We start from the raw sequence: 19605 nt of genomic DNA on the forward strand, positions 1-19605 counted from the left end.
ACATACTCCCCGCCGGCGACGGCCGATGACACTCGAACGGGTGACACCGGTCGCGGGCATCCAAACGTCACGAAGGCGACACGAGCCGGTCATACTACGTGCGTAGCTTCCACACATGGGAGCGACGCCGAACAGCGCCGGCAAGGGGGCCCCGTCGTGATCGAACGCGTCGATCCGTTCATCGGCACGGAGCTCACCGCACTGCCCGCGCCCACCGGGCTCGCGGCGACCTGGTGGTGGCCGAAGCCGCAGGTCGGCAACACGCACCCCGGCGCGACGTACCCGCTCGGCATGGTCTCCGCGTGCGCGTACTCGGGGGCGTACCCGACGGGCTACGGCAACTACGACCTCAGCACCGAGGGCGTGCCGCCGACGCTGCACGACCGGCCCGAGGCATCCGGCTTCACGCACTTCCAGCAGTCGGGCACGGGTGCGATCCGCAAGTACTACAACTACTTCCGCGTGACCCCCATGACCGAGCCCCTCGACGTGCTCGGCCGCACGTGGGAACTGCTCGACGAGGAGGCGGCGCCCGGCTGGTACTCGGCCCGGCTCGACTCGGGCGTCCTCGCCGAGCTCACCGTGGGTCCGAAGAGCGCGGTGCACCGGTACACGTTCCCCAAGCACCGCAACTCGCGGATCGTCATCGACTTCTCCCTCGGCGGCCTCTCGATCCCGTACGGCTCGACCGTGCCGTTGCGCGCGCACCTCGAGGCGCTCGGCCCGGGCGTCGCGCAGGGCGAGATCGTCGTCGAGGGCGCGCCGCTCGCGATCCACCTCGAATGCGACACCCCGCAGTGGCGGCAGATGCTCTGGTACGACCGGCGCCTGATGCCCGGCGGCACGCGGCTGGACTTCGACCACATCCGCCCGACGACCCTGCGCAACTTCGGGCTGATGTGGGCGGGCCCGTCCGAGGCGGGCCAGACGATCGAGCTGCGCATGGGGTTCTCGATGCGCGGCCCCGAGCAGGCGCGGCGGAACCTGCACCGCGACGCGGGCACGGGCCCGGCCCGGTTCCCGACGCGCCGTCGTCGCACCGCGAAGACCTGGAAGCGGCACCTCTCGGCCGTCCAGGTCGACACGCCCTCCATCGAACGGCAGACGGTCTTCTCGACCGCGCTCTACCACTCGCTCATCAAGCCGTGCCTCGCGCCCGACGAGAGCCCGTTCTGGCCGACCCCCGGGCCGTTCGCGTTCGACTTCTCGACGATGTGGGACATCTACCGGACCCAGCTGCCCCTGCTCACGACGCTGTTCCCCGACCGCTCCGTGGAGCTCGCGAACGCCCTGCTCACGATCTGCGAGGAGGAGGGCAACTTCCCGATCGGCTACCGGATGGCTCGCGGGAGCGACCGCTTCTCGCGCCAGGGCTCCGCCCTCGTGCACACGTTCCTCGCCGACCTGTGCCAGCTCGGGCTCGACGGGATCGACTGGGACTGGGCGCTCGTCCACATGCACAACGACCTGCGCCGGACCTACGGCGAGGACTACCTCCTGCACGGCCACGCCCACCCGATCAGCCACACGCTCGACCTCGCGTTCGGGTACTGGTGCACGGCCAAGGTCGCACGGCGGTGCGGCGACGTGTCGCTCGCCGAGGAGCTGGAATCGCTCGCGGGCAACTGGGTCAACGCCTACGACCGCTCGACCGGGCTGCTGCGCGATTCGACCTTCTACGAGGGCACCAGGTGGAACTACTCGTTCCGGCTGCAGCACGACATGGCCGGCCGCATCGGGCTCGCCGGCGGCGACGAGGCGTTCGTCGGGCTCCTGGACCGCTTCTTCGGCTACGGCGCCGAGCCGGTCCGGCAGCCGGGGCTCCGGCCGGGCGCTTCCGAGATGGACGCCGGGTACGCGCTCGGGCGCTTCGAGGGCCTGAACAACGAGCCCGACATGGAGTCGCCGTGGGCGTACATGTACGCCGGGCGGCCCGACCGCACCGCGGAGATCGTCCACCACGCGGTGCACCAGATGTTCGGCACCGGCAGGGGCGGGCTGCCCGGCAACGACGACTCGGGCGGGCTGAGCTCGTGGTACGTGTGGGCGTCGCTCGGCCTGTTCCCCGTCGCGGGCCAGGACACGCTGCTCCTCAACGCGCCCGCGTTCGCCGAGTCGCGCATCCGGGTCGATCGGGGCGACGAGTTCCGCATCGAGACCGTGGGGTTCCGCGAGCCCCTGCCCGGCGGTCCGCCGCAGTACGTGCAGGCGGTCCTCCTGAACGGGGCCGCGCTCACCCGGCCCTGGCTGCGATCCGGCGAGGTCCACCGCGGCGGAACGCTCACCTACCTCCTCGGCGACGAGCCGAGCGAGTGGGGGACCCTCGACCGGCCCCCGTCCTTCCCCCGCCCGCCACAGCCGATCCCCCCGGCATGTCCCATCCCCCCGGCATGTCCCATCCCCCCGCCACGTCCCATCCCCCCGCCTGACCCCGGACTCCTGCCCACGCCCCGCGACCGCCCGGCCACGGCATCCGCCACCGCCGAAGCGACCGCATCCGCACCGCATCCGAGCCACCGACCCGCTCTCAGACCGGAGGACGACATGACCGCCATCCACCGCACCCAGCCGACCCGCCTCGTGATCGTCGTCCGCGCCGATCCCGTGATCTGCGGCCACTCCGTCGAGGCGCGCAACCTCGCCGAGGTCGCGCTCCACCGCGGCTTCACCGACGTGCGCATCGTGACCTGGCCGATCGAGCGGCTCGAGGCCGCCGGCCTCCCGCTGAAGCCCCTCGACGTCGTGCTGCCGTACAGTCCCGGGATCACGGTCGAGCGCCCCGACCCCGTCGGCGACTACAAGGTGCCCGACAGCCGCTACCTCGCCGGCATCACCGGTCGGCTCGTCGAGCTGTTCACGGACGGCGTGCCGACGGTCGCGCTCTCGCTGTACCTCAGCCCGCACACGGTCGCGGTCGCCGACGCGATGCGCGTCGCGTGGACCACGGGCCTCCCCGTGAACGTCACGACGGTCGCCGAGGCGGTGGGGTCGGATGTCACGAACATCGTGCGCGCCGCCGCGGCCGAGGGCCGGCTCGGCCCGGCCGCGCACATCCTCTCGAGCTACCTCGCGCAGGACCACTGCGTCGCGGTGTCGGAGTACACGCGCGACCTCGTCGTCGAATCCGCGGCCGAGGTCGACGAGCGCTTCGGCACGCGCTACGCCGAGCAGCTGCGCGAGCGGATCGGGATCTCGTACCCCGCGATCGACTCGGCGCCGTACCTCGACCTGGACCCCGTCGAGGTGGAGCGCGTCGCGCTCGCGCGCGGCCTCGAGCCGGGCGGCTACGTGTTCTTCCTCTCGCGGCTCGCGCGGGCGAAGGGCATCGACGACCTGATCGACGGCTTCGCGGCGAGCGCGGCCTCCGCGCGCGGGCAGCAGCTCGTCATCGCGGGCCGCGGGCCCGAGGCCGCGATGCTGCACGCGTACGCGGCGGAGTCGGGGCTGCGCGACCGGATCCGGTTCCTGGACGACGTCGGCGACGCGGAGAAGCCGTTCCTGATGGCCGGATGCTCCGCGTTCGTGCTGCCCAGCAAGCCGCGTCCGGAGTTCGTGGAGACGTTCGGCATCGCGCTCGCGGAGAAGATGCTCGCGGGCGGCGGCCCGATCATCACCTGCGACACCGGCGGGATCGCAGAGGCGGTCGGCGACCACGCGATCATGGTGCCGGCCGGGGATGCCGCGGCGATCGCCCGTGCCATCGACGAGGCGCTCGCCCTGCCCGCGGACGAGGTGCGCGAGCGGTCGCGGCTCGCGCGCGAGTACGCACTGCAGTTCGACCGAGCCAACGTGTTCGACCGGCTGTTCGCACGCGTGCTCGGGGACCGGGTGGCCGCCTGAGGCGCCGCGCGCCGCGGCGCCGGCCCGACGGCGGCGCTGCGACCTGGGAATCCGCGCGTCAGCGACGCGTCAGCGCGCCGTCAGCCAGACGGCCGAGGCGACGACGCCGAGGATGACCCCCCAGAGCGGGATCGCGAACGCGAGGCCGGAGAGGAGACCACGTGCGGCTCGGCCGCCCTCGCGTCGATCGAGCGCTGCGTACGACGCGGCGGCCGCGAGCTCGCGGTCGGTCGCGGCGCGATCGGCCACCCGGAACGCGGGCTGGGTGATCGGCTCGGTGGCAAGGGTCTCGGACACGAGTGTCCACATTCCTCCCCTCGGTTGCATGCCGGCCGGGGGAATGCCGAACGGCGGCCGGGAGAAAGCTGAGGGAATCCTCAGTTCTTCCCGACCGCCGTTCTCGACGTGTCGCGTGGCGCCGCCCGCTTCGGGCGACGGGCCCGGTCAGTCGGCGATCGTCGCCTCGGCCTCGGCCTCGACCTCGGCCTCGACCTGCACCTCGTCCGCGTCGACGACGACGTCGGACGCCGCCTCCGACTCGATCGCGGCGGGCTCGAGCGTGCGGAGCACCTCGTCGCCGAGCCGGACGTCCTCGAAGTCGACCTCGATCTCGGCGCGCTCGAGCAGCTCGCTCATGCGGCGCTGCCGGTTGCGCGGGATGAGCGTCACGACCCGGCCCGAGCGCCCGGCCCGGCCGGTGCGGCCGGCGCGGTGCAGGTAGGTCTTGTACTCGTCGGGCGCGTCGGCCTGGACCACGAGGTCGATGTCGTCGACGTGGATGCCCCGCGCCGCGACATCCGTCGCGACCAGCACGTCGACCCGGCCGCTCGTGAGCTGCTGCAGGTTGCGCGTGCGCTTGGCCTGGTTCAGGTCGCCGTGCAGGGCGACCGTGCGCAGCCCGCGGTCCTCGAGGTGCTCGGCGAGGTCCTCGGCGAACGCCCGCGTGCGCGCGAAGACGAGCGTCTTGCCGTCCCGATCGGCGAGCAGGGCGACGACGTCGCGCTTGTCGCGGTGATCGATGACGAACACGCGGTGCTCGATCGTGCTGGACGCCTGGTCCTCGCCGGCGACCTCGTGCACGGCCGGGTCGACGAGGAACTCGTCGACGAGCGCGGCCACGCCGGTGTCGAGGGTCGCCGAGAACAGCAGCTTCTGGCCGCCGTCGCGGGTCATCCGCAGGATCCGCTGCACCGGCTCCAGGAAGCCGAGGTCGCACATGTGGTCGGCCTCGTCGAGCACGGTGATCTCGATCGAGGAGAGGTCGAGGTGGCCCTGGCGCTCGAGGTCCTCGATGCGGCCCGGGGTGCCGATCACGATGTCGACGCCGCGGCGGAGTGCGCCGACCTGGCGGCCCTGCGGCACGCCGCCGTAGACCTGCGTGGTGAACAGGCCGACGGCCTGCGCGATCGGCTGCACGGTGCGGTCGATCTGGAGGGCGAGCTCGCGGGTCGGCGCCAGGATGAGTGCGCGGGGCGAACGGCCCATCGCGCGCTTGCGGCGCTCGCCGTCGCCCTGGCCGGCCCACTGCTGCATGAGTCGCTCGACGGTCGGGGCGCCGAAGGCGATGGTCTTGCCCGAACCCGTGCGGCCGCGGCCGAGCACGTCGCGACCCTCGAGCACGACCGGGATGGTCGCGGCCTGGATCGGGAACGGGTGCTCGGCGCCGAGCTCGCGGAGCGCGCGCACGATGTTCTGGCCGAGCCCGAGGTCGCCGAAGTCGACGCCCTCGACCGCACCGGCCTGGATCGACTGGGCCTCGAGGCGCTCGAGCACGACGTCGTCGGCGGGAGCGTACCCGGCGCGCTGATCCTGGGCGGGGAAGTACTGCGACGGGCGGCGGTCGCCGCGGTCGTCGAATCGACGCGGCGCCCGGTCGTCCCGGTCGAACCGGCGCGGGGCGCGGTCGTTGCGGTCGTGGCTGCGCGCGGGACGGTCACCGCGGTCGTCGAATCGACGAGGGGCGCGGTCGCCGCCCTGGGGGTCGCGGCGTGCGGCGTGCTCGCGCCGATCGAAGTCGCGACGGGCCGGGCGGTCGCCGCGGTCGTCGAACCGGCGCGGGGCGCGGTCGTTGCGGTCGTGGCTGCGCGCGGGACGGTCGCCGCGGTCGTCGAACCGGCGCGGGGCGCGGTCGTCGCGGTCATGGCTGCGCGCGGGCCGGTCGGTCCGGTCGTCGAACCGGCGGGCGGGGCGGTCGCTGCGATCGTGCCGGTCGTACTGGCGCGGCGCGCGGTCGTCGCGGTCGTGGCTGCGGGCGGGCCGGTCGGTCCGGTCGTCGAACCGGCGCGTGGGCCGCTCGGTGCGATCGTTCCGGTCGTACTGGCGCGGCGTGCGCTCGTTCCGGTCGTCGTACCGACGGGGCGCCCGGTCGTCGCGGTCGAACCCGCGGGCGGGGCGATCGGTCCGGTCGGCGTCGCGACGCGGCGTGCGGTCATCGCGGTCCAACCGACGCGGCGCGCGGTCGTCGCGCTCGAACCGGCCGGTGCGCTCCGAGCGGTGCTCGGTGCGTCCGCCGGCGATTCGCTCCTCGCGGGTCCAGCGCGGTGCCTTCGCGCGGGCCTCGGCCTCGTCGGGCCGGTGGCCGCGGTGGCCCTTGCTGCGCGAGCCGGGCTTGGCGGAAGCGCGGGCGTAGGAGGGGTCGAAGTTGCGGGCCGGACGTCCGCCGGCGGGCTTCTTGTTCTTCGGCATGGGTGTCTTCCTGGGTTGCTGCTCGAGTACATGGCAGCGGGCCGCGCGGGCGCGCGACTCGACTGGGAACCCGGAACGCTGGTGGGCCGGGGCCGTTCACATACGGTGACTATCCGGAGGCGGACTCGCCTCGGAACCGGCCCTCGGGACTCACAAACCCATCCGCGCGAGCGCGCGGTGCCCAAGACCGACCCCACCACGATACCGGATGCCCCTGTGAACGCGCCGTGGGCTCGGGGTGCGCACCGATGCGCGCGAGCCGCCGGACGTGCCATCCTCGCTGCTGGGGGACCCTCGACCGAGCGGTCCGTGCGGAAGGGACCTCGATGATTCTGCGGATCATCTCGGCGCTGGCGTTCGGCGCCGTACTCGGCGGCATCGTGGGCGCGATCGCCACGGGCGACCCGCGGTACACGATCCTGTGGAGCGTCGCGCTCCCGGTCGGCATCCTGACCGGCCTGTGGAGCGTGTTCTCGTTCGGCAAGCGGCGCACGCCGCCCGCCCCCGTCGATCCGCACAAGCTCGCCCTCGCCCGGGTCGAGCGGATCACGCGCACCGGCTTCTCGGTCAACGACCAGCCGCAGTGCGAACTGCAGCTCACGGTCGCGCCCCGCCACCGCGCCCCGTACACGACGACGCATCGCCAGATCATCGACCTCACGGGCCTCGCCCAGGTCTCCCCGGGCAGCATCATCGTCGTCGAGCGACCCGACGACGCCGATGCGGGCGTGCGGATCGTGTTCGAGCCCCCGGCCGACTGGGCCGGCCTCCGCCAGGCCGAGCAGCTTCGCACGGGCGACGATCGCACGGTGCCGCTCGCCGCGGCCGCGCCCGCGTGGGAGCCGTCGGCGACGGCCGCGGCACGGACGGCGAAGCGCGCGAATCCCGTCCTCGTGATCGGGTGGTGGGCGCTCCTCGCGGTCTCGGCGGCGGTCGTCGCCTACCCGGCCTACGCCACCATCGGCCGGTCGGTCGGCGCGATCCTCGCCGGCGACCCGGCCGCGGCGGGCGTCGTCGAGGGGGACCGGCACGCCGACATCGTCGCCGCGCTCGAGGCCGAGACCGGCGGGTCGGAGTTCACGTCGATCCGCTTCTACGACTCCTACGCGCTGGCGGCGGCACCGTCCTCCCCCGGCGCGCTCACGATCGACACGTACCAGTACCGGTACGACCGGACCGAGCACCAGGGCCCCGAGCTCATCCAGCCCGAGGACCCGGCGGCCGCGCTGTTCGACACGTCCGAGGTGGACTTCTCGCGGATCCCCGCGTTCATCGAGGAGGCGAAGGCGGCGAGCGGCATCGCGGACCCCGACTCGATCATGGTCAGCGTGTCGCGCAGCATGGCCCCGGATGCCTCGGGCGCGATGCCGGTGCAGGTGATGGTCTCGCTCGATTCCGCGTACGAGGACGGGTATGCCGTCTTCGACGCCGCGACCGGCGAACCACTGCCCTGACGACGCGACACCTGGCGAAGCCGGGCCGCGGGCAACCCCGCGAAGCGAGCACCCGGGGAACCTGAGGTACCATCACCTCACCCGAAAACCGGAGCACCCGTGACCACTCGCCCCTCCGGCGGTCGCGGGCGCCGGCGCCGTCGGCCGCTCCTGGCCGCCGCCGCCCTCGCCGCGGCACTCGCCGCATCGGCCGTGCTGTCGGGCTTCCACGTCGGGCTGCAGGCGATCGATCCCGCGGGTGCCGAGGCTCGGAGCGAGATCGCGGGCATCCAGCCCGTCGGCATTCGCACGTTCACCGCGCCGGAGGGGATCCGCGTCGAAGCCGACCTCGAGTACGGCACGCGCGAGGACGGCACGCTGCTCACGCTCGACGTCTGCCGGCCGGCCCTGAGCGACGTGGCGCACGCATCCGACGCGGATGCCGCCGGCGACGACGCCGTGCCATCCCCGCGAGCCTCGCTGCCCGCGGTCGTCTCGATCCACGGCGGCAGCTGGGCGCGCGGCGACAAGGCGAACGCCGACTGGCGCAACGTCTGCCTCTGGCTCGCGAGCGAGGGGTTCGTCGCGGTGTCCGTGAACTACCGACTGGTCCCCGACGCGGTCTTCCCGGCGCAGCTCGACGACGTGGCCCTCGCCGTCTCGTGGCTGCGCGAGCCCGAGCAGGTCGAGCGGTTCGACCTCGATCCGGCGCGCATCGGCGCCTTCGGGGGATCGGCCGGCGGCAACCTCGCGGCCCTGCTCGGCGCGACCGGCGACGGTCCGCTCGACGAGGGATCTCGCGTCGCGGCCGTCGCCGAGTTGTCGGGTCCGGTCGCGCTCGACGCGCTCGACGGCGGTGACGCCTGGCTCCGCGGGATCGTCGCCGACTACGTCGCGTGCGATCCCGACGACCTCGAGACCGGATGCCCCGCCGCGGCGGATGCCTCGCCGACGTCCCGCCTCGACGCGAGCGATCCGCCCGTCTTCATCGGCCACGCGGTCGGCGAGGTGATCCCGCTCGCCCAGTCGGAGCGGTTCGCGTCGGCGCTGCGGGCCGTCGCGGTGCCGGTCGAGCTCGCCGTCGTCCCGGGCGCCGAGCACTCGATCGGCATCCTCGACGCCCAGCTCAGGGCGAGGGTCGCCGCATTCCTGCACGCCCACCTCGGCTGATCTGCGGCGCATCCTCCGGTTCCGTGTGCCCCGGAGTGGGGCGCGGATCCGAGCGTTTCGTCATTGTGCGCAGCGCGGCGCCCCTGCGAGACTGAGCGAAGACTTCGACTACTACGAGGCGAAGAGACGGATCCCCTTCATGCCGTTGCGCGATGACAAGATGAGCCACTCAACCCGAGCCGGCAGGCCTCGGCGAGTCGCCCTTGCCCTGTTCGCGATCTGGACCCTGGTCCTCGGCGTCGGCGGCACGCTCCCGGCCTCCGCGGAGGAGACTCCGACCCCGACGCCGACGGCTCCGGCGGAGACCACGCCGCCGACCGAGCCGGCCGAACCCGGCGACGGGACCACGGATCCGTCCGAGACGCCCGAGCCGACTCCGGAGCCCACGCCCGAACCCACGCCGACGCCGACGCCGACTCCGGAGCCCACGCCCGAGCCGACCCCGGAGCCCACGCCCGAACCGACGCCGACGCCGACACCCACGCCCCAGCCGCCCGCGCCGACTCCGGCGCTGCCGATCCCCGTGGACCCGTTCGCGGGCGGCGAGTACTCGCCCCTCACCGACGAGGAGCTGTTCGCGATGTTCGGCGGCGGCACGATCTTCGACGGCATGGGGAACGACCTGAGCTCGCTGATCGAGGCGCTGAACGCGATGGACCAGGCCGAACTGGACCTCGACGGCGCGCGCGGCTCGCTCGCGGACGCCCGTGAGATGGAGGACTCGGCGCGCCAGCTGGCCCAGGAGCTCGACGTCCGTGCCGAGACCGCTCGCCGTCAGGCCAAGGCCGCGGCCGACGCGTACATCGCCGCGAGCCGCCGATCCTCGGATGCGACCCTCGCGTCGCTGCCGGGCGCGTTCGGCGCCGGCAAGGACCTCCTCGCCGGGCTCGCCGGCGTGGACCGAGTGAACCGGCTCGCGAGCGACGCCGACGACCTCGAGCGGATCGCAGGTGACCTCGACGACGACGCCGCCTTCGCCGAGGAGCGCGCCGAACGCGCCTGGGCGGCCGTCGACGCGGTGCCCGCCGAGGAGTACGAGGCCCAGGTCGCCGACGCCGAGCTCGCAGTGGCCGCCGCGCACGACCAGATGACGGCGATCGAGAACACGGCCTCGCCGTCGAGCCTCGAGGCGTTCCGCAACATCCCGGTCGACTCCGGCCGGCTGAGCGGCCAAGGCTGGTCGCTGCCGGTGTCGGGCAACGTGACCGACGACTTCGGCCCCCGTCCGAACAAGCCGATCGCGGGCGCGAACGACTTCCACCGCGGCACCGACATCGGCGCCGCGTGCGGCACCCCGGTCTACGCGGCGACCTCCGGCGTGGTGGTGCAGGCCGGCGAGAACGGGGGCCTCGGCAACTGGGTCCTCATCGACCACGGCATCGGCGTGACGACGGGCTACGCGCACCTCGCGCCCGGCGGCGTGCTCGTGACCGTGGGCGAACTCGTGAAGGCGGGTCAGGTGATCGGCGTGGTCGGCACCACGGGCCTGTCGACCGGATGCCACCTGCACTTCGAGGTCCGCGTCGACGGCGTGCCGACCGACTCGCGACCGTTCATGGCGGCCCGCGGGGTGCCGATCGACTGACCGGGCTCAGCCCGCCGTCTTCGGCACCTCGATCGCGGTCACGCCCGAGAACCCGAGGAACAGGCGGTCGCCGGCGTCCACGAGCGTCGCGAGCACCTCGCCGCACGCCGCGCACCTGACGACCGTGCCCGCGGGGCTCGGGTACACCATCGCGCGCGCCAGGACGTCGATGACGCCGCAGGTCCGGCACCGCGCGGTCGCCGCCGTCATGTCGAACGCGAACACGTCGGCGAGCGCTCCCGCGAGCGAGTTGCCGTCGAGGTGGGTCATGCGGTGCCTCCGAATCGTTCCGTGCGGATGTCCCCCGGTGCGTGCCCGAGCGCGATGAGCCAGTCGGCGACCCGCTCGACGAACCCGGTCGAACCGCACACGTAGACGATCGGCCGGCTGTCGACGGGCAGCACGGATGCCCCGAGCACGCGCCGGTCGATCCGCCCGGCCGGGACCGGCCACCCCTCCGGGGCACGGCGCGTGTAGACGAGGTCGAGCCGGAACGGGGCATCCGCCTCGCCGAACCCGGTGAGCGCGTCCGCGAACAGGACGTCCTCGGGGGTGCGGACCGAGTAGAGCAGGCGCATCGGCGCGGGGTGCCCCGCGTCGGCGTGCGCCTGGGCGATCGCGACGAGCGGCACGACGCCGGACCCGCCGGCGATGAGCTGCACCGGGCGGCCGTCGGCGGCCGACGGCTCCCAGATGAAGTACCGGCCGAGCGGGCCGTGCACCTCGAGCAGGTCGCCCTCGCGGAGGTCGTCGACCAGGAACGGCGACACCTCGCCGTCGGGCAGGCGGTCGACCGCGAGCGTCACCCGGGTGCCGTCGCCGGCCGAGGCGATCGAGTACGACCGGGTCGCGGTGTACCCGTCGGGTGCGGTGAGCCGGAGGTCGAGGTGCTGGCCGGCGGCGTTCCCGGGCCAGGTCGGCACGTCGAGCACGATGCGGCGAGCGGTCGGCGACTCCATCCGGGCCGACGACACGGTCGCGACGTGCCACGCGGGCCGGGCCCTGGGGACGCCGCGCGCCGCTGTGGTCCCGGCGCCCGAGACGGCGGTTCCGGTCACCAGTACCGCTCCTCCTTCCACGGATCCCCGTGCAGGTGGTACCCGTTCTGCTCCCAGAATCCGGGCTCGTCGTCCTCCATCATCACGAGACCGCGCACCCACTTCGCGCTCTTCCAGAAGTAGAGGTGCGGCACGAGGAGCCGTGCCGGTCCGCCGTGCTCCGGGTCGAGCGGTTCGCCGTCGTACTCGTACGCGATCCAGGCCTGCCCGTCGAGCAGCTCGTCGAACGGGACGTTCGTGGTGTAGCCGCCGTAGCTGTGCGCCATGACGTAGCCCGCGTCGGTCTCGACGTCCTCGAACAGCGTGTCGAGCGAGACGCCCCGCCAGCTGGTCCCGAGCTTCGACCAGTGCGTGACGCAGTGGATGTCGGTCGAGACATCCTCGGCCTCGAGTGCGGTGAACTCGTCCCAGTTCCAGCTGTGCCGCGCACCGGACTCGGTGCGGATGACGAACTCCCAGTCCGCGGTGTCGACCTCCGGCGTCGGACCCGCGCTCAGCACGGGGAATCCGTCGACGAGCGTCTGGCCCGGTGGGAGCCGCGGGTCGGCGTCGTGGCGGCGGCCGCCGAATCCTCGGGTGACGAACGACATCCGGGCCTCCTCCGGTCGCGCGCCCGACGCCCTCGTGCGGGCGGGGTCGATCGCGATGCTACGCCGCCGACGGGTCGGGCGTCATCCCCGCGGGGTGTCCAGGCGCACGAGCGCGCCCGTGCCCTCGACCAGCTCCGCCCACGCGTCCACGTCGACGCGGCACTCCGCGACCGCGCAGGTCGGGAGGTCGGCCCACTCGCCGGTGAGGTCGCGGAGCGCCTCGCTCATGCCCGGGTTGTGGCCCACGAGCATCGCGACGCCGATCGCATCGGGCAGGCCCGCGGCGACCGCGAGGATCGAGGGTCCGGATGCCCCGTACAACCCCTCGTCCTCGATGAGCCGGTCCTCGGGCACGCCGAGGGCGGCCGCGATCGCGCGCGCGGTCGTGCGGGCGCGGACGGCCGTGCTCGTGACGACCACGTCCACCGCGGCGCCGCGCTCGGCGAGACGACGCCCCGTGGCAGGCGCGTCCCGCTCGCCGCGCGCGTTCAGCGGGCGGTCGTGGTCGGCGAGCCACGGGTCGCCCCAGTCGGACTTCGCATGCCGGACGAGGAAGAGCGTCTTCACCCCACCAGCCTCCCACCGCGAGGCGTGCGCCGCGAGACCGGAACGGCTCAGGCGCGCAGCGTCGCGAAGTCGGGGCGGTACCGCGCGTCGACGACCGTGGTCGTGCGGCCGGAGGCATCCTGCGCCCGCCGTCGATCGCGCAGCAGCGGCGTGCCCACCGGCACCGCGAGCGTCTCGGCGTCGAGCCGGTTCGCGCCCACCGCGTCGACCGTGTGCTGCGAGCGGACCTGCGCCGCACCGCGCCGCGCGAGCTCGGCGGTCACCGAGCCGGCGACCGGGTCGAGGCCGAACAGGTGCCGCCCCACGTCCGGCGGGAACACCGCGCGCTCGAGCAGCACGGGCACGTCGTCGAGCGTCCGCACGCGGACGAGCTCGACGACCGTCGCGCCCTCGTCGAGGCCCAGTGCGCCGGCCGCGTGCGAGGTGGCGGGGCGGCGATCCAGCGACAGCGTGCGCTGGCCGGCGGTCCGCCCCTCGTCGCGCGCCCACTCGGTGAACGAGCGCGCGTCCAGCAGCGGACGCGAGGGCACGACGCGGCCGACGACGGGTGCCCGCCCGCGGCCACCGACGATCGCGCCCTCGGCGCGGAGCGACGCGAGGGCGCGCCGAACCGAGCCGCGCGACGTGCCGAACTCGCGGCACATCGCCGCCTCGCTCGGGAGCGGCGCGCCTTCCGCCCACTCGCCGCGCACGATGCGGTCCAGCACCGCGAGCCGCACCCGCTGCGACACCGGGGCGGACGCGATCGTCATGTCCCGAGCCTAGGAACGGCGCGGCGACCGGCGCGGCCGCGGCGACCGACGACCCGGTGAACTCTGCGTGAACAGCGGGTTCGGTCGCCGCGGGCGGGCGCGGTCGCCGGTTACTCGACGGTCGCCGCCGAGGGGTCGATCGCACCCGGACCGTCCGCGCCGGGCTCCGCCGCGCCCGAGGCATCCGCCCCGCCCTGCCTGCGCAGGCGACGACGCTCGCGCGCGCCCTCGACGAGGTGGTACAACGTCGGCAGCACGACGAGCGTGAGGACCGTCGACGAGACCAGGCCGCCGATCACCACGAGCGCGAGCGGCTGCGAGATGAAGCCCGAGTGCCCGGTGATCCCGATCGCCATCGGCAGCAGCGCGAAGATCGTCGCGAGCGCGGTCATGAGGATGGGCCGGAGACGACGGGATGCACCGTGCTCGAGCGCGTCGCGGACGCTCATGCCGCGGTCGCGGTACTGGTTCACGAGGTCGATGAGGACGATCGCGTTCGTCACCACGATGCCGACCAGCATGAGCACGCCGACCAGCGACGCGACGCCGAGGGGGACGCCGGTGATCACCTGCAGCGCGATCGCGCCCGTCGCCGCGAAGGGCACCGAGACCAGCAGCAGGAGCGGCTGGAGGAGCGAGCGGAAGGTCGCGACCATCACGATGTAGACGATCAGGATCGCCGCGAGCAGCGCGAGGCCGAGCTGTGCGAACGCCTCGCCCTGGTCGGCCGTGACGCCGCCCAGCGACGCGGACGTGCCCGCGGGGAGCTCGACGTCGGCGAGCGCCTGCGTGACCGCCGCGTTCGCGGTGCCGAGGTCGTCGCCGGCCGGAGTGGCGGAGACGGTCGCGCTGCGGAGGCCCTTCACCGTGGTCACCGTGGCCGGGCCGTCGACCGTCTCGATCGTCGCGAGCGTGTCGAGCGGGACGAGGCCGGACGAGGTCGGCACCTCGAGCGCGCTGAGCTCCTCGACCGAGGTCGGCGGGTCCTGCGCGGCGAGGTAGATCGTGAGCGTCTGCTCCTCGATGACCACCGACCCGGCCGCCTGCGGCTGCATGGCCGCCGAGACGTAGCCGCCGAGCGCGACCTCGCTGAAGCCCGCGGCCGCGGCCGCGTCGCGGTCGACCTCGACGGCGACGTAGGGGCGCGCCTCCGAGAGGTTCGACGTCACCTGGCTGAGGGCGTCGGCGTCGGACAGCTCCGCGACGACGGCGTCCGTGGCGGCCTGCAGGTCCTCGGCGTTCGAGGCCGTGATGTCGACCTCGATGTCGTTCGAGGACCCGAAGCCGCTGGACGCGGCGAGCGTGATCTCGCCGACGTCCTCGAGGTCGTCGAGCTCGTCGCGGACCTCGGCCTGCAGCGCGTCCTGGTCGGCCGACTCGTCCGTGGTGATCGAGTACGTCACGGTCGCGCCGCCGCCGCCGAGCAGCGCCGCGAGCCCGCGGCCGCCCGATCCGATCGACACCTGCACGGTCTCGATGCCCTCGGTGTCGAGCAGCACCTGCTCGACGGGGTCGCTGGCCGCGTCCATCGCGTCGAGGCTCGTGCCGACCGGGAGCTCCTGCGTGACCTGGAAGGTGTTCTGCCCGCTGGAGCCGAGGAAGTTCGTCTTCATGAACGGCACGAGCGCCAGCGTGCCGCCCAGGACCAGCACCGCGATGAGCAGCGTCACGACGCTGTGCCTCAGGGTCCAGTGGATGATCGGCAGGTAGCCGCGCTGGAGCAGCGTCGGACGCTCGAGCTCGTCGGCGGCGCCCCGGCCGGGGCCGGTCTCGTCGACGAACGCGGCGGCCGCGGCCTCGGATGCCTCGTCGTGCTTGTGCGCCTTGGCGGGCTTCAGGAACCAGTACGCGAGCACGGGCACGATCGTGAGCGACACGAGCAGCGACGCGAGGAGCGCGATCGTGATCGTGAGGGAGAACGGCCGGAACAGCTCGCCGGTCACGCCCTCGACGAGCGCGATCGGGAGGAACACGGCGACGGTCGTGATGGTCGAGGCGGTGATCGCGCCGGCGACCTCGCGCACGGCGTGCACGATCGTCGACGCCTTGTCGACGCCGGCGACGAGGTGCCGCTTGATGTTCTCGATGACGACGATGGAGTCGTCGACCACGCGGCCGATCGCGATCGTGAGCGCGCCGAGCGTGAGGATGTTCAGCGTGTAGTCGGCCACCTGGAGGCCGATGAACGTGATCAGGACCGACGTCGGGATCGAGATCGCCGTGACCAGGGTCGCGCGGATCGACAGCAGGAAGACGAGGATGACGATGACCGCGAACGCGAGGCCGAGCAGGCCCTCGGTCGCGAGCGACTCGATCGACTGCTCGATGTAGGGCGCCTGGTCGAAGACGACCGTGAGCGTCGCGCCCGGGTTGGTCGTGTCGAGGGAGGCCTCGAGGTCGGGCATCAGGTCCTTGACGGCGTTGGAGACGTCGACCGTGTTGGCCGCGGGCAGCTTCGTCACCGAGATCGTGAGCGCCGGCTCGCCGTTCACGCGCGAGATGCTCGTCACGGGGTTCTCGGCGAGCTCGACGGTCGCGACGTCGCCGATGGTCGCCTCGACCGGCGCGTCCCTGATCGGCGAGACGCCGCCGACGAGCGGGAGGGCCGAGATGTCGTCGACGCTGCCGATGCGAGTGCCGGTCTGCACCGCGTAGGTCGAGTCCCCGTCGTCGATCGTGCCCGCCGGGATGAGCACGCCGTTCTGCTGGAGGGCGGTGCGGATGTCCTGCTGGGTGAAGCCCGCGACGGCGAGCTTCGCGGGGTCGGGCGTGATCGTGACGCGCTGGCCGGTGTCGCCCACGAGGTTCGCCTGGCGGACGCCGTCGATGTCGTTGATCTCGCCGAGCGTGGTGCGCGTGATCTCGTCCGACAGGGCGCTCACGTCATCGGCGCCCGTGACCGCGACGGCGATCACGGGGAGGTCGCTCAGGGAGAACGCGACGACCTGCGGGTCGACGTCGTCCGGCAGGTTTGCCGAGATGCGGTTCACGGCCGACAGCAGCTTCTGCTCGGCGAACGCGAGGTCGGTGCCGTAGGTGAAGCTCGCGGTTACGCGCGAGAACCCGGTGGAGCTCGTCGTGGCCGTCGACTCGAGCCCGGTGATGCCCTGGATCGCGGTCTCGATCGGGGTCGAGACATCCGCGTTCACGATGTCGGGCGACGCGCCCGGGTAGGCCGTCACGATCGACAGCTGCGGGAACTCGATCGACGGCGCGAGCTCCTGCTTCAGGCTCGTGAGCGAGATGCCGCCGAAGATCGCCACCACGATCGTGACGAGCGCGATGAGGGCGCGGTTCTTCATGGACAACTTCGCCAGCAGGTGCATGGGCTCGATTCTCGCAGGGCGGATGGTCCGTTTCGGTCACGGGATGCTGGGAGCGCCCCGGACTGGGGCCGCGCCGACCCCGCGGACGACGACGGGCGCGCGGAACGGCCCGCCGGCGGGTGGGCCGGCGGGCCGCTCACTGGGCCGCGCGGGCTCAGCCGTTCCGGCCGTGGCCCGTGCCGGGCTTCGCGTCGAAGACCTGCTTCGCCTTCCCCAGGTCGAGGAACACGGTCTCGCCCGTGGCATCCTTCAGGCCGTCGTTGTCGGTCACGGCGTAGACGCGACCGTCCGCGCCGATCGCGAGGCCCTCGAGCTTCTCCTGCGTCCAGCCGTCGACCGACCGGAGCGCGGGCAGCACGTCGACCGCGAGCCGCTTCTCGAGCACCGGCAGCGTGCCGGCGGCCGGGTCGCGCTTCGGGATCTCGACGGTGTAGACCCGCTTGATCGCGGCATCCGGCCCGTTGAGCTTGTCGCGCTCGACGACCGCGAGGGTGTCCGCGTCGACCGCGGTGATCTCCGACAGGCCGATCCAGTCGCCGGGGGTCGAGGTCGACTCGAGGCGGTAGCCGAACCAGGTCCACGCGCCCGTCGCGACGTCGTACCGGCCGATGCGGGTCACCCCCGCGCCGTCGCCGGCCTCGACCTTGGCCGCCGCGGCGGGGTCGGCCCAGAGCTGGCGCTGCAACACGACCCAGAGGTGCTCGCCTGCGCGGTCGGTGATCGACGTCACGCCCTCGAGACCCCAGTTCGCGATGTGCGAGGTCACGTCGGCCGGGAGCTGGACGGTCTTCGTGACCACCGCGACGCCATCCTGGAGGGCGTACTGCTTCAGCACGTTGCCGGCGCCCGTCGCGCCCTCGACCGCGAGCCAGCCGCCCGTCCGCGAGGTCGCGACGACGCCCTCGACGTCCAGCGCCGCGGGCGCGCCGCCCTCGGTCACCCGGATCGACTGCGTGATGCGCGCGGGCGAGGCCGTCGTGTCGACCGCGTACAGGGTCGCCGGGCTCACCGCGACGTCGGATGCCGCGAGCAGCCGGCCGGGCTGCCCGGGGATGCCGGAGAGCGCGCCGAGCGCCTGCCAGCCGATCGCCCGGCCGCCCTGGTCGCCGGAGACGATCGAGGGCTGGGCGGGCTGCGCGTTGCGCCTGCCGAGCTGGTACAGGTTGACCGCCGAGCGCACGCGCGTGCTCGCGGCATCCGTCTCGCTCGAGACGACGAGCAGGTTCCGCGACGGCACCGGCAGGATGCCCTCGGGCCCGTTGGTCGAGAACAGCACCTGCACGAACTCGGGCTTCGCGGGGTCGTCCACGTCGTAGACGGCGACGAAGTTCGAGCGCTCGGATGCCACGAACGCGAGCGTGCGCCCGTCGAACTCGGCGATCGCGAGCCCCTCGGGCTCGGCGCCCTTCTTCGCGGCACGGTCGTTGTTGTGCAGGCCGTACCGGATCGCGAGCTGCTCGTACGAGTCGCCCGCGTCCCACACCACGCCGCCCGTCGCGGCGTCGAAGACGGTCCAGCCGCGCGTGCCGCCCTTCCAGTCGCCCTCGTTCGCGGTCGCGAGGTGGTCGTCGTCGACCCAGCCGACGGCGTCGGGCTCGCGCGGCACGCCGACGAGCGACTGCGACGCGTCGATGACGCCGTCCTTCTTCAGGTCGAAGCCGGGCGCGGTCACCGACCCGGCCGAGAACACCGCGCGGATCGACCGGGTCGGCAGGTCGAGGACCACGACGCCGTTGTTCTCCTGGAGCGTCACCGCGAGCTCGTTCCGCGAGTTGATCGAGACGTACTCGGGCTCGGGGTCGGTCGGCGCGGCGAGGCCGGCCGCGGCGACGGCGGGAAGCGCCGAGCCGTCCGGGTTCACGAGCGCGATCGGCTCAGCGGTCCAGTCGGCCGGGGTGTCGTCGAGCGCGATCACCTGCACGAAGCCCGCGGGCGCCTGCGGCAGGTCGCCCGCCGCCCCCTGCCCGCCGTCGGCCGCGATGCCCTCGTTGCGCTGGTTCTCGATCGCGATCGCGGCGAACCGGCCGTCCTTCGACACCGCGATCGAGTCGGGCTGGCCGCCGAGGTCGAGGGTCGCGACGACCGCGTGAGTGGCGTCGTCGACGACCACGAGCTCGCCCGAGCGCGCCTTCGACCCCGGGGTGTCGGCGTCGTAGTCGGTCGTGTCGACGACCACGAGCACGTAGGAGCCGTAGGCGGCGACCGAGGTCGGCGAGGCGGCGGGGGCGTCCGTGAGCTCCGACAGCTCGAGCGTGCCCGCGCCGACCGGCTTCGACGGGTCGGTCACGTCGACGAAGCCGATCCGCTCGCCGAGCGCGTCGGTGTAGATGACGGTCCGGCCGTCCGGGCTGATCGCCGAGATCTCGGCGACGGTCGCGGCCGCGGGGTCGACCCCCGCGGGCACGTTCAGGTAGACGGGGAAGGTCGCCGTGCGGTCGAAGAGTCGGGCGGGCGCGTTGCCGTGGGCGGACGCCGCGCCGGGCACCGCGAGCGCGGCGACGGCGATGGCGGATGCCCCGGCGAGCGCGCCGACCGTGAGGGAACGAGGACGCAGCATCGTCGTGTGCTCCTGGGGTCGGGGGTCGTGGACTCCGCCAGC

13 protein-coding genes are annotated in these 19605 nt (G+C 73.4%); 4 read left to right on the forward strand and 9 right to left on the reverse strand.

What is annotated here, in order from left to right; translation table 11 throughout:
- Positions 1-156: 156 nt before the first annotated feature.
- Positions 157-3840 (forward strand): glycoside hydrolase domain-containing protein, encoded by a 3684-nt coding sequence (locus ACDF64_RS02770; protein WP_394553282.1) that lies wholly within the window; start codon positions 157-159, stop codon positions 3838-3840.
- A gap of 69 nt (positions 3841-3909) precedes the next feature.
- On the opposite strand, the gene ACDF64_RS02775 is transcribed toward ACDF64_RS02770, so the two are convergent.
- Both ACDF64_RS02775 and ACDF64_RS02780 read right to left on the reverse strand, forming a co-directional pair.
- The gene (locus ACDF64_RS02775) at positions 3910-4137 is read right to left on the reverse strand and encodes a hypothetical protein (RefSeq protein WP_394553284.1); all 228 of its coding nucleotides are present in this window, start codon (positions 4135-4137) and stop codon (positions 3910-3912) included.
- Positions 4138-4284: 147 nt separating this feature from the next.
- Positions 4285-6525, reverse strand: a complete 2241-nt coding sequence (locus tag ACDF64_RS02780) for a DEAD/DEAH box helicase (protein WP_394553285.1) — start codon at positions 6523-6525, stop codon at positions 4285-4287.
- A 326-nt stretch (positions 6526-6851) separates the two neighbouring features.
- Between ACDF64_RS02780 and ACDF64_RS02785 the strand changes: the two genes are divergently transcribed.
- The 3 genes from ACDF64_RS02785 to ACDF64_RS02795 all read left to right on the forward strand — a co-directional run bounded on the left by ACDF64_RS02785 (position 6852) and on the right by ACDF64_RS02795 (position 10713).
- The gene (locus ACDF64_RS02785) at positions 6852-7979 is read left to right on the forward strand and encodes a hypothetical protein (protein ID WP_394553286.1); all 1128 of its coding nucleotides are present in this window, start codon (positions 6852-6854) and stop codon (positions 7977-7979) included.
- Between the two features lie 99 nt (positions 7980-8078).
- A complete protein-coding gene (locus tag ACDF64_RS02790) occupies positions 8079-9128 on the forward strand; it encodes an alpha/beta hydrolase (RefSeq protein WP_394553287.1) in 1050 nt (349 codons plus the stop codon).
- Between the two features lie 160 nt (positions 9129-9288).
- Positions 9289-10713: a M23 family metallopeptidase gene (locus ACDF64_RS02795; RefSeq protein ID WP_394553288.1), complete on the forward strand. Its 1425-nt coding sequence runs from the start codon at positions 9289-9291 to the stop codon at positions 10711-10713.
- 6 nt (positions 10714-10719) lie between these two features.
- Here the strand turns inward: ACDF64_RS02795 and ACDF64_RS02800 are convergent, their stop codons facing one another.
- From ACDF64_RS02800 to ACDF64_RS02830, 7 genes are all read right to left on the reverse strand, one after another.
- Entirely contained in the window at positions 10720-10983 is a 264-nt protein-coding gene (locus tag ACDF64_RS02800; protein ID WP_394553289.1) for a DUF6510 family protein, read from the reverse strand.
- The gene (locus tag ACDF64_RS02805; protein WP_394553290.1) at positions 10980-11771 is read right to left on the reverse strand and encodes an FAD-binding oxidoreductase; all 792 of its coding nucleotides are present in this window, start codon (positions 11769-11771) and stop codon (positions 10980-10982) included. Before ACDF64_RS02805 ends, ACDF64_RS02800 begins: the two co-directional genes overlap by 4 nt.
- Positions 11768-12361, reverse strand: a complete 594-nt coding sequence (locus ACDF64_RS02810; RefSeq protein ID WP_394553291.1) for a sulfite oxidase-like oxidoreductase — start codon at positions 12359-12361, stop codon at positions 11768-11770. Before ACDF64_RS02810 ends, ACDF64_RS02805 begins: the two co-directional genes overlap by 4 nt.
- 81 nt (positions 12362-12442) lie before the next feature.
- Positions 12443-12928, reverse strand: a complete 486-nt coding sequence (locus ACDF64_RS02815; protein WP_394553292.1) for a SixA phosphatase family protein — start codon at positions 12926-12928, stop codon at positions 12443-12445.
- A gap of 47 nt (positions 12929-12975) precedes the next feature.
- Positions 12976-13680, reverse strand: coding sequence for a GntR family transcriptional regulator (locus ACDF64_RS02820; RefSeq protein WP_394553293.1), 705 nt, complete (start codon positions 13678-13680; stop codon positions 12976-12978).
- Between the two features lie 110 nt (positions 13681-13790).
- Complete coding sequence (locus tag ACDF64_RS02825) at positions 13791-17006, reverse strand: efflux RND transporter permease subunit (protein ID WP_394553294.1); 3216 nt, start codon at positions 17004-17006, stop codon at positions 13791-13793.
- Positions 17007-17160: 154 nt separating this feature from the next.
- Entirely contained in the window at positions 17161-19563 is a 2403-nt protein-coding gene (locus ACDF64_RS02830; RefSeq protein WP_394553295.1) for an esterase-like activity of phytase family protein, read from the reverse strand.
- Positions 19564-19605 lie beyond the last annotated feature (42 nt).

The sequence above is a fragment of the Agromyces sp. MMS24-JH15 genome, assembly GCF_043518605.1.
Taxonomy (GTDB): Bacteria; Actinomycetota; Actinomycetes; order Actinomycetales; family Microbacteriaceae; genus Agromyces.

Excerpts from the sequence above, each read along its gene's own strand:
- ACDF64_RS02785 (WP_394553286.1), top strand. The coding sequence starts at position 6,852 with ATGATTCTGCGGATCATCTCGGCGCTGGCGTTCGGCGCCGTACTCGGC.
- ACDF64_RS02780 (WP_394553285.1), bottom strand. The coding sequence starts at position 6,525 with ATGCCGAAGAACAAGAAGCCCGCCGGCGGACGTCCGGCCCGCAACTTC.
- ACDF64_RS02825 (WP_394553294.1), bottom strand. The coding sequence starts at position 17,006 with ATGCACCTGCTGGCGAAGTTGTCCATGAAGAACCGCGCCCTCATCGCG.
- ACDF64_RS02830 (WP_394553295.1), bottom strand. The coding sequence starts at position 19,563 with ATGCTGCGTCCTCGTTCCCTCACGGTCGGCGCGCTCGCCGGGGCATCC.
- ACDF64_RS02795 (WP_394553288.1), top strand. The coding sequence starts at position 9,289 with ATGAGCCACTCAACCCGAGCCGGCAGGCCTCGGCGAGTCGCCCTTGCC.
- ACDF64_RS02800 (WP_394553289.1), bottom strand. The coding sequence starts at position 10,983 with ATGACCCACCTCGACGGCAACTCGCTCGCGGGAGCGCTCGCCGACGTG.
- ACDF64_RS02820 (WP_394553293.1), bottom strand. The coding sequence starts at position 13,680 with ATGACGATCGCGTCCGCCCCGGTGTCGCAGCGGGTGCGGCTCGCGGTG.
- ACDF64_RS02810 (WP_394553291.1), bottom strand. The coding sequence starts at position 12,361 with ATGTCGTTCGTCACCCGAGGATTCGGCGGCCGCCGCCACGACGCCGAC.